Source organism: Streptomyces sp. SID3343, assembly GCF_009865215.1.
Taxonomy (GTDB): domain Bacteria; phylum Actinomycetota; class Actinomycetes; order Streptomycetales; family Streptomycetaceae; genus Embleya.
Genome location: NZ_WWJX01001610.1, coordinates 1 through 7,278 on the forward strand (window position 1 = coordinate 1; position 7,278 = coordinate 7,278).

Below are 7,278 nucleotides of genomic sequence, written 5' to 3' on the forward strand. Positions count from 1 at the left end.
GCCTTGGCCTGCGCCGGTGGAGGCCGAGGTCCGCGGCGGGGTGGTCGGCTTGTTCGACGGCGTCGAGCCGCCGCCCGGCTGGGGCGCCTGGCTGTTGCTCGGCCGCGAACTCGGGGTCGAGGTCGGGCTCGGCGTGCTCGCGCCGCCGGCGCCGCCCGACGTGTCCTTGCCCTTGTTCTCGTCGTCGGCCGGGTTGTGACTGTTCTTCGGGTCGGCCGAATGCTCGGATCCCGGTGTCGGGTCGGCGGGCTTCTTCGGCGACTCGTGCGCCGCGGGCTTGTCGTCGACGATCCGGCTGATCGTCGAACCGCCCTTGTCGCCGTGTCCGAACAGGCTGGCGAACGAGCGGCCGAGCGCGGTCTCGGTGAGGGTCACGGCCGCCATCGCGACGACGAAGACGATCACTGCGGCGACGATCGAGCGCACCAGCCAGACCGGCTTGCCGCCGGCCTCGTCGGGACGCGGGCCCGATCCGGTCGCGGAACCGGACCCGGCGGTGCCGTCGGTCGGGTGATCCGCCGGTTCGTACTCGCCCACGGGCAGCACGACGGTCTCGTCGGTCGGTGGTCTCAGGTCCGCCACGCCCGTGGGTCGATCGGGCACCCCGGCGGGATCCGGGCGCGGTCCGCCCTCGTGGGTGGGGACCAGTTGCGCGCGCACGTCGCGCAGTTGCTCACCCGTTTTGCGAAACAGGTGGACGTACACGGCGCTGCCCACGGTGGCGACCACGCTCGCGAGGGCGGCGCCGATCACCGTCCCGGCGACGCCGAGGGTGGAGAGCAGGAAAGCCGAAGAGATGGCCGCCAGGGCACTACCCCCGACTTGTACCGCGTTGACATCGATCCGGCGACGTTCATTTTCGGGCCTTTCCGGCATCACTTTCCTTGCACGTCCATCCACGGACGGTGGCTAATCATGAAAAACAGGACTTCACCCTGGTTACGACCGCATGGCCCATCCGGATCGTTCCAATCGGCCCTATCTTGTGATGGACATCACCCCGGACGGCCGAAAACCACTCGTCCGAACGGGACTCGCCGTTGCGGCGCGGTGTGTCCCGGTAGAGCCCCCGAATGGAGTACTGTTCACGCCAGGTTCCGGAAAGACCTGTGCGCGAAGGGGGAAGGCAACCGACCGCAGAGGTCAGGGTGGGGCGCCGCCCCGGATCTACCCGAAATGGTGTAACCACGGCAATTCGGCTGGTCGGGTAGAAAAACCGACACGCCGGACAACTCGGTCAGGTTGTGGCTTTGCTGCGGCTGGGCAGGTCACACTCGTAGCGGGAGCAACGACGCAGGTGACGTCGGCAGGCACCACCCGGGAGGTCCCCATGCCCGAACTGCGTGTCGTGGCCGTCAGCAACGACGGCACACGGTTGGTGCTGAAGGCTGCCGACGGCACTGAGTACATGTTGCCCATCGACGAACGGCTGCGTGCCGCCGTCAGGGGCGACCGCGCGAGGCTCGGTCAGATCGAGATCGAAGTCGAAAGCCAGTTGCGTCCGCGTGACATCCAGGCCCGGATAAGGGCCGGTGCCACCGCGGAAGAGGTCGCACAGCTCGCCGGGATCCCGGTCGACCGCGTGCGCCGCTTCGAGGGCCCCGTGCTCGCCGAACGCGCCTTCATGGCCGAGCGGGCGCGCAAGACCCCCATTCGCCGACAGGGTGAGACCACCGGACCGCTGCTCGGCGAGATCGTCACCGAGCGACTGCACCTGCGTGGCGCCGACTCGGAGTCCGTGCAGTGGGACTCGTGGCGACGTGACGACGGCAGTTGGGAAATCCTGCTGCTCTACCGCGCCGACGGCGAAATGCGTTCCGCGAGTTGGAGCTTCGACCCGCCCCGGCGCCTGGTCACCACCAACGACGACGAGGCCCGTTCGCTGATCGGCGAACACCCGGCCGTGTCCGAGACCCCGTTTCCGTTTCGGCCGCGCCTGGCCACGATCCCGCGCGAGAGTGACGACGACGCCATCACGAGCCTGCTCGACGCGGTTCCGGGACTTCGCGGCGAACCGCAGCCCCAGCCGCAGCAGGCGTCGCCGGGGCCGATGCGGATCGACGTGACCGCGCTGGCCGAGCGGCCGAGGGTGGGCAGCATCGAGCGGCCCGAACGACCCGAGCGGGTGGAGCGGATCGAGCGCCCGGAGCGCGTCGAACGGGTCGAACGGCCCGAGCGGGTGGAGCGCCCCGAACCGATGGAGGAAGAGGAACCCCAAGCGCCCGCCGCCGCGGCGGGCGCCGGCAGCGCGTACGAGAACGTCCTGGTCCCGCGCGGCGTGGTCGGTCCGCACCGCGAGCGCCTGGTCGGCAGCACCGACCGGCAGGCCGAGGCCGACGGCGTACGCCCGGGCCGCCGCGCGACGGTGCCGAGTTGGGACGAGATCGTCTTCGGCAGCAGGCGCAAACGCCGGGACTGACCCGCCAACGGCATGGATGGTGTGAACGTCGAGGCCGAGTGCCCCGATCCGACGGATCGGGGCACTCGGCCTTTCGGGTGGTTTTCGGGGTCGGGTGCCGGCCCACGACCGGGTCGCGCGCGCCTGCCGGGTCGGGTGAATTCCGGGCCGGGCGCGTTCCGGGGCCGCGTGCATTCCGGACCGGGCGCGTTCCGGGTCGGACGCATTCCGGACCCGGCGCGTTCCGGGTCGGGTGTATTCCGGACCGGGCGTGTTCCGGGGTGCATTCCGGACCGCGCGCATCGCAAGTCGGGTGCATTCCGGATCGGGTGCTCGCCCGGGGTCGGTGTTTCGCCGGGTCGGGCACCCGTGCCTGCCGGAGTCACTCCCCCGTGGCCACCGGGCGGTCCGGGTCGGAGATCCAGTCGCTCCACGAGCCGGCGTACAGCGCGGCCGGCACTCCGGCGAGCGACAGCGCCAGCACCTCGTGCGCGGCGGTGGCGCCGGAACCGCAGTACGACGCGACCCGCACCCCGTGCACCGCGCCCAACCCGGCGAAGTACGCCTTGAGCTCCGCGGGATCGCGGAAGGTGCCGTCGGCATGCACGTAGTCGGCCACGGGTGCGCTCACCGCGCCCGGGATGTGCCCGGCCTTCGCGTCGATCGGCTCGGTCTCGCCCCGATAGCGCTCCGCGGCGCGCGCGTCGAGCAGCACCCCGTCCTCGCTCGCGGCCAGCGCGGCGGCGGCCTTCGCGTCGAGCACCGACATCACGCCGGGGCAGGGTACGAACGTGCCCGGGTGGGGCTTCTCGGGCACCACGTCGGTGACCGGCAGTCCGGCCGCGGTCCAGGCCGCGAGTCCGCCGTCGAGCAGTCGCACCCGGTCGTGCCCGTGGTGGCGCAGGAGCCACCACGCGCGGGCCGCGGGGACGCCGTCGCGGGCGTCGTAGACCACGACGTCGGTGTCCGGGTGGACGCCGACGTGTCGCATGGCCGCACCGAAGGCGGCCGGCTCCGGGAGCGGGTGTCGGCCGCCGGCGCCGGTCGGGGTGTGCGGGCCCGCCAACGCGGTGGGCAGGTCCACGAAGTGCGCGCCGGGGATGTGCGCGGCGCGATACTTCTCGATTCCGGGCGGCCCCGCGAGCGACCACGTGACGTCCAGGACGAGCGGCGGCGACGAGCGTTCGAGGGCGAGGGCCAGGTCGGTCGCGGAGATCAGGGAACTCATGCGTTCATCCTGCCCCGTGCGGCAGCGCCGGCGGGCACATGTCGGGCCCCGGTGACAGCATCGAAGGCGTATCGTCCCGATTTTTCGTCGTCTGGCGAGGAGGCAGTGATGAGCGACTGGAACGCGCCCTATCCCACCGGGGTGCCGTGCTGGGTGGACCTGACCGTCCCCGACGTCGAGGCCGGACTGGCGTTCTATCGAGGGCTGTTCGGCTGGGAGGCGACCATCGGCCCGGCCGAGCTCGGCTACTACACGAGCTGCACTCTGGGCGGCCGCATGGTCGCCGGGGTGGGGGGTCGGATGCCCGATCAGGAGGGCCCGCCGGAGTGGACGATCCACTTCGCGGCCGAGGACGCCGACGACGTGGCCCGCAGGATCGGCGAGGCCGGCGGCACCGTGGTCCTGCCGCCGATGGACGTCATGACGTTCGGCCGGATGGCCCTCGCGACCGATCCGACGGGCGCGACGTTCGGGTTGTGGCAGGCGGGCGACCACCGCGGCGCGGGCGTGGTCAACGAGCCCGGGGCGGTGGTGTGGAACGAGCTCTACACACCGGACAGCGCGCGGGCCAAGCAGTTCTACACATCGGTCTTCGACTTCTCCTACGACGACATGTCCGACGCCGACTTCGACTACGCGACGTTCAAGGTGCGGGGCGAACTGCGCGGCGGCATCGCGGGCGCGCGCAACGGGCCGCCGCCGCACTGGGCGACGTACTTCGCGGTGGGCGACGCCGACGAGACCGTCGATCGGGTGGACGACCTGGGCGGCAAGATCCTGCGCGGGCCGGAGGAATCCCCCTACGGCCGGGTGGCGGCCGTACAGGATCCGCAGGGCGCGGTGTTCAACGTGATCGCCGTCGCATCGGATCCCAATAGCCCCGAATAGTCCGCTCCGCTCGATCCCGCCCGGGCACGACGTCCGCCAGGCTGGCCGAAACCACCCCGCCCCCGCGCCAAACGGGTGACGTAGAGTCGGGCGTGACGGGCTCCCGCCCGAAAGCGGGCTCCGGGATCGGCAGGACCTCGCGCGCCTACGTACGCATGGGGCCGGGCCGGCCCGCGACCCTGTGCCGTGGTCGGGAGACGCATCATCGTGCCGACCATCGAGGGGGTCCATTCCATGGGCAAGTTCTTCAAGATCGTTCTGTCGCTCGCCGCTGTCGCGGGTCTCGCCACGCTCGTCGCGTCGAAGAAGCGCAAGCAGGGCTGACCCGGCTCACGGGAACAACGCAGGGGCGTCACCCGATGGGTGACGCCCCTGCGTTGTTCCCGTTCCGGTGCGGGAGTTCGATGTGCGGGGTACGGGGCCCGGGGTGCGGGGGCCGGTCGACTCAGGCGCGGACTTCGAGCAGCGGTACGAGTTGCTCCGCCGCCGTCATCGAACCGTGCACGCCGGTGAGCCGGGACTCGCCCTGCTCGCGGCGGGACGCGACGACCGCGACGTCGCCGAACGCGGCCGCGACGATGTCGCCGATCCGCGCCCGTACCCGGTCCTCGACGACGGGGCCGAACCAACCGGCCTCGATCGCCTCGTCGCGGGTGAGCACCCACATCTGGTCGCCCAACATGTCGTCCCAGATCGCGTACACGTCGTTGGTCGCGCCGGGGCGGGTGTACAGATGCCGGGCCCGGGACTCGCCGCCGAGCAGGGCGATACCCGCGGACAGGCCCGGGTCGGTGTCCACGTCGATCCGGTTGTCGGGGGCGACGTCGACCATGCCGTGGTCGGCAGTCACGTACAGGACCGAGTCGGCGGGCAGACCCTCGGCCAGCGAGCGCACCACGCCGTCGATGCGGCGCAACTCGGCCCGCCACTCCGGGGAGTCGACGCCCATGCCGTGGCCGCACCGGTCGAGTTCGCTCGCGTACGTGTAGACGAGCACGGGCCCGGGCTTGGCCAGCGCCTTGAGCACGCCCTTGACGCGCCGATCGCCGAACTCGGCGCCCACGTAACGGCCACCGGCCAGCACGGCCCGGGTCAGCGGCGTGTGCCGGAAGATCTCGTCGTTGACCTGGACCACGTCGACGCCGGCCTCGGCGGCCCGCTCCAGCACGCTCGGGTACGGCTGCCAGGCGCGCGGCGCCATGTCCTCGACCCAACGGAGTTGGTTCATCAGGCGGTTCTCGCCCGGGACCGCGACTGCGTAGCCGACCAGGCCGTGGATGCCGGGGGTGAGCCCGGTACCGAACGACGCGAGGCTGGTGGCGGTGGTCGCCGGAAAGCCCGCGGTGAGCGGCGAGCCGCTGCCGGCGAACGACGTGCCGAGCAACGAATGCAGGAAAGGGGCCTCGACAGGGTGGGCCCGCAGAAGCTCCCAGCCGAGCCCGTCGATCAGGAACACGCAGGCCGCGCGCGAGGGCGCCAGGTTCAGGGTGTTGTCCTCCCCCGGTATGCCGAGGGACGCGGCTATCGAGGGAAGGAGGTCGGACAGCGCCCCGGTCCCGTAGCGGGGCAACGGGACCGGGGGCTGTTCGTCGAGCCAGACGGAAGCGCTCACTGATTGATGCCGGCCACGGCCTCGGACAGGGCGCGCGCGAAGGTGAGGGTGCGCTCGACCGCTTCGGGACCGTCGGCGGCCTCGCTGACCCGCAGCGAGAGGTCGTCGGCGGTCAGCGAACCGGTGTAACCGTGGTCGACCTCACAGTTCGGGTCGGCACAGCCGGCCGGCTCCAGGTCGATTCGGCCGACCGCGCCCCACCCGATGGTGAGGACGGCCTCGCGCGGCGGGGCCCCCGGTACGTATTCGGCGGGGTTGCCCACGACACGACTGACCACGACCGACTCGAGCCGGTCGATGCGCACGGTCTCGGTGGACGTCGTGGCATACGGCGTCGGCGACGTGTCGTCCGGCGCGTGCTCGTCGGTGTGGCTGACCAGAAAACGGCCTGGTGTGAGCACCAGAACGGTGATGTGACGGCGGACCTCGTTGGAATCGAACGTGGTCTCCTGGTGTACCAGGAACGCATCGACCGGCTCAGTGCCGATCGTGGACTCGACCGCGTCGGCAACGAGGCTCGGGTAGTAGCCGCTGCGCTCGATGGCCGTGCGCAGCCCCTGGGTCGAGGTGGTGGTCTTAGCCATGCCCCCATCCTGGCATCTCCGGGGGCACGCGCGCGCCATCCGCCCCGTCGAATGGACCGGTTACGCACCTGTCGTGCCGAACCGGTGACGGTTTGTCGACGTAATGACAGACCCAAGCGGGTGAGGTGGATGCGCACTGTGGTTCCGTCGGCTACGGATCGCCACCGTGCGCCTTCCGTGCGCCCTCCCGGGGCCGGCTGCGGCGGGGTTGACTGAGGTCTCGAGGGACCCGGCCGGCGCAACAGGGACGCGCCGTACACACGGTGGCACCGGCGGATCTCTCGCGACACTCGTGCCCCGTGCGGGGGGCGAGTGGCGCCGTCTCCGTGCCGGGGACACTCGGGGAAACGACCGGCGCGGGGCGGCTTGGTTCGAAGTGGTCGGGTCGACGTGAGATGCGCAGCCATGTGGAGGGCAGGCGCGGAGGGGCACGTCTCCCGACTCTCTCGAACCGGGGCCGCTTTCGCACTCACGTGCCACAGCTCGGGGTGGCACGTGAGTGCGGGCGGCTTTTTTGTTTTTTAGAGCCGGCTCGCGAAGCACCACTTTTCCTCCCCCGCTTCGCTCC

At 71.3% G+C, this 7,278-nt stretch carries 6 protein-coding genes; 2 read left to right on the forward strand and 4 right to left on the reverse strand.

Translation table 11 applies throughout. From position 1 onward, the window contains the following. A partial coding sequence (locus GT354_RS51705; RefSeq protein ID WP_161365417.1) for a hypothetical protein occupies nucleotides 1-876 on the reverse strand: 876 nt, incomplete at its 3' end. A gap of 421 nt (nucleotides 877-1,297) precedes the next feature. Here GT354_RS51705 and sepH point away from each other — a divergent pair. Next, nucleotides 1,298-2,419 carry a septation protein SepH gene (sepH, locus tag GT354_RS51710; RefSeq protein WP_161365420.1) on the forward strand — a complete coding sequence of 374 codons (1,122 nt, stop codon included), beginning with the start codon at nucleotides 1,298-1,300 and terminating at the stop codon, nucleotides 2,417-2,419. A gap of 361 nt (nucleotides 2,420-2,780) precedes the next feature. Here the strand turns inward: sepH and GT354_RS51715 are convergent, their stop codons facing one another. Further along, nucleotides 2,781-3,626: a sulfurtransferase gene (locus GT354_RS51715; RefSeq protein ID WP_161365422.1), complete on the reverse strand. Its 846-nt coding sequence runs from the start codon at nucleotides 3,624-3,626 to the stop codon at nucleotides 2,781-2,783. Between the two features lie 108 nt (nucleotides 3,627-3,734). On the opposite strand from GT354_RS51715, the gene GT354_RS51720 reads away from it, so the two are divergent. Then, entirely contained in the window at nucleotides 3,735-4,514 is a 780-nt protein-coding gene (locus GT354_RS51720) for a VOC family protein (protein ID WP_161365424.1), read from the forward strand. A 445-nt stretch (nucleotides 4,515-4,959) separates the two neighbouring features. On the opposite strand, the gene GT354_RS51725 is transcribed toward GT354_RS51720, so the two are convergent. Next, nucleotides 4,960-6,126 (reverse strand): nucleotide pyrophosphatase/phosphodiesterase family protein, encoded by a 1,167-nt coding sequence (locus GT354_RS51725; RefSeq protein ID WP_161365426.1) that lies wholly within the window; start codon nucleotides 6,124-6,126, stop codon nucleotides 4,960-4,962. Continuing rightward, nucleotides 6,123-6,710 carry a DUF5998 family protein gene (locus tag GT354_RS51730; protein WP_161365428.1) on the reverse strand — a complete coding sequence of 196 codons (588 nt, stop codon included), beginning with the start codon at nucleotides 6,708-6,710 and terminating at the stop codon, nucleotides 6,123-6,125. The genes GT354_RS51725 and GT354_RS51730 overlap by 4 nt, the downstream gene beginning before the upstream one ends. Nucleotides 6,711-7,278: the final 568 nt, after the last annotated feature.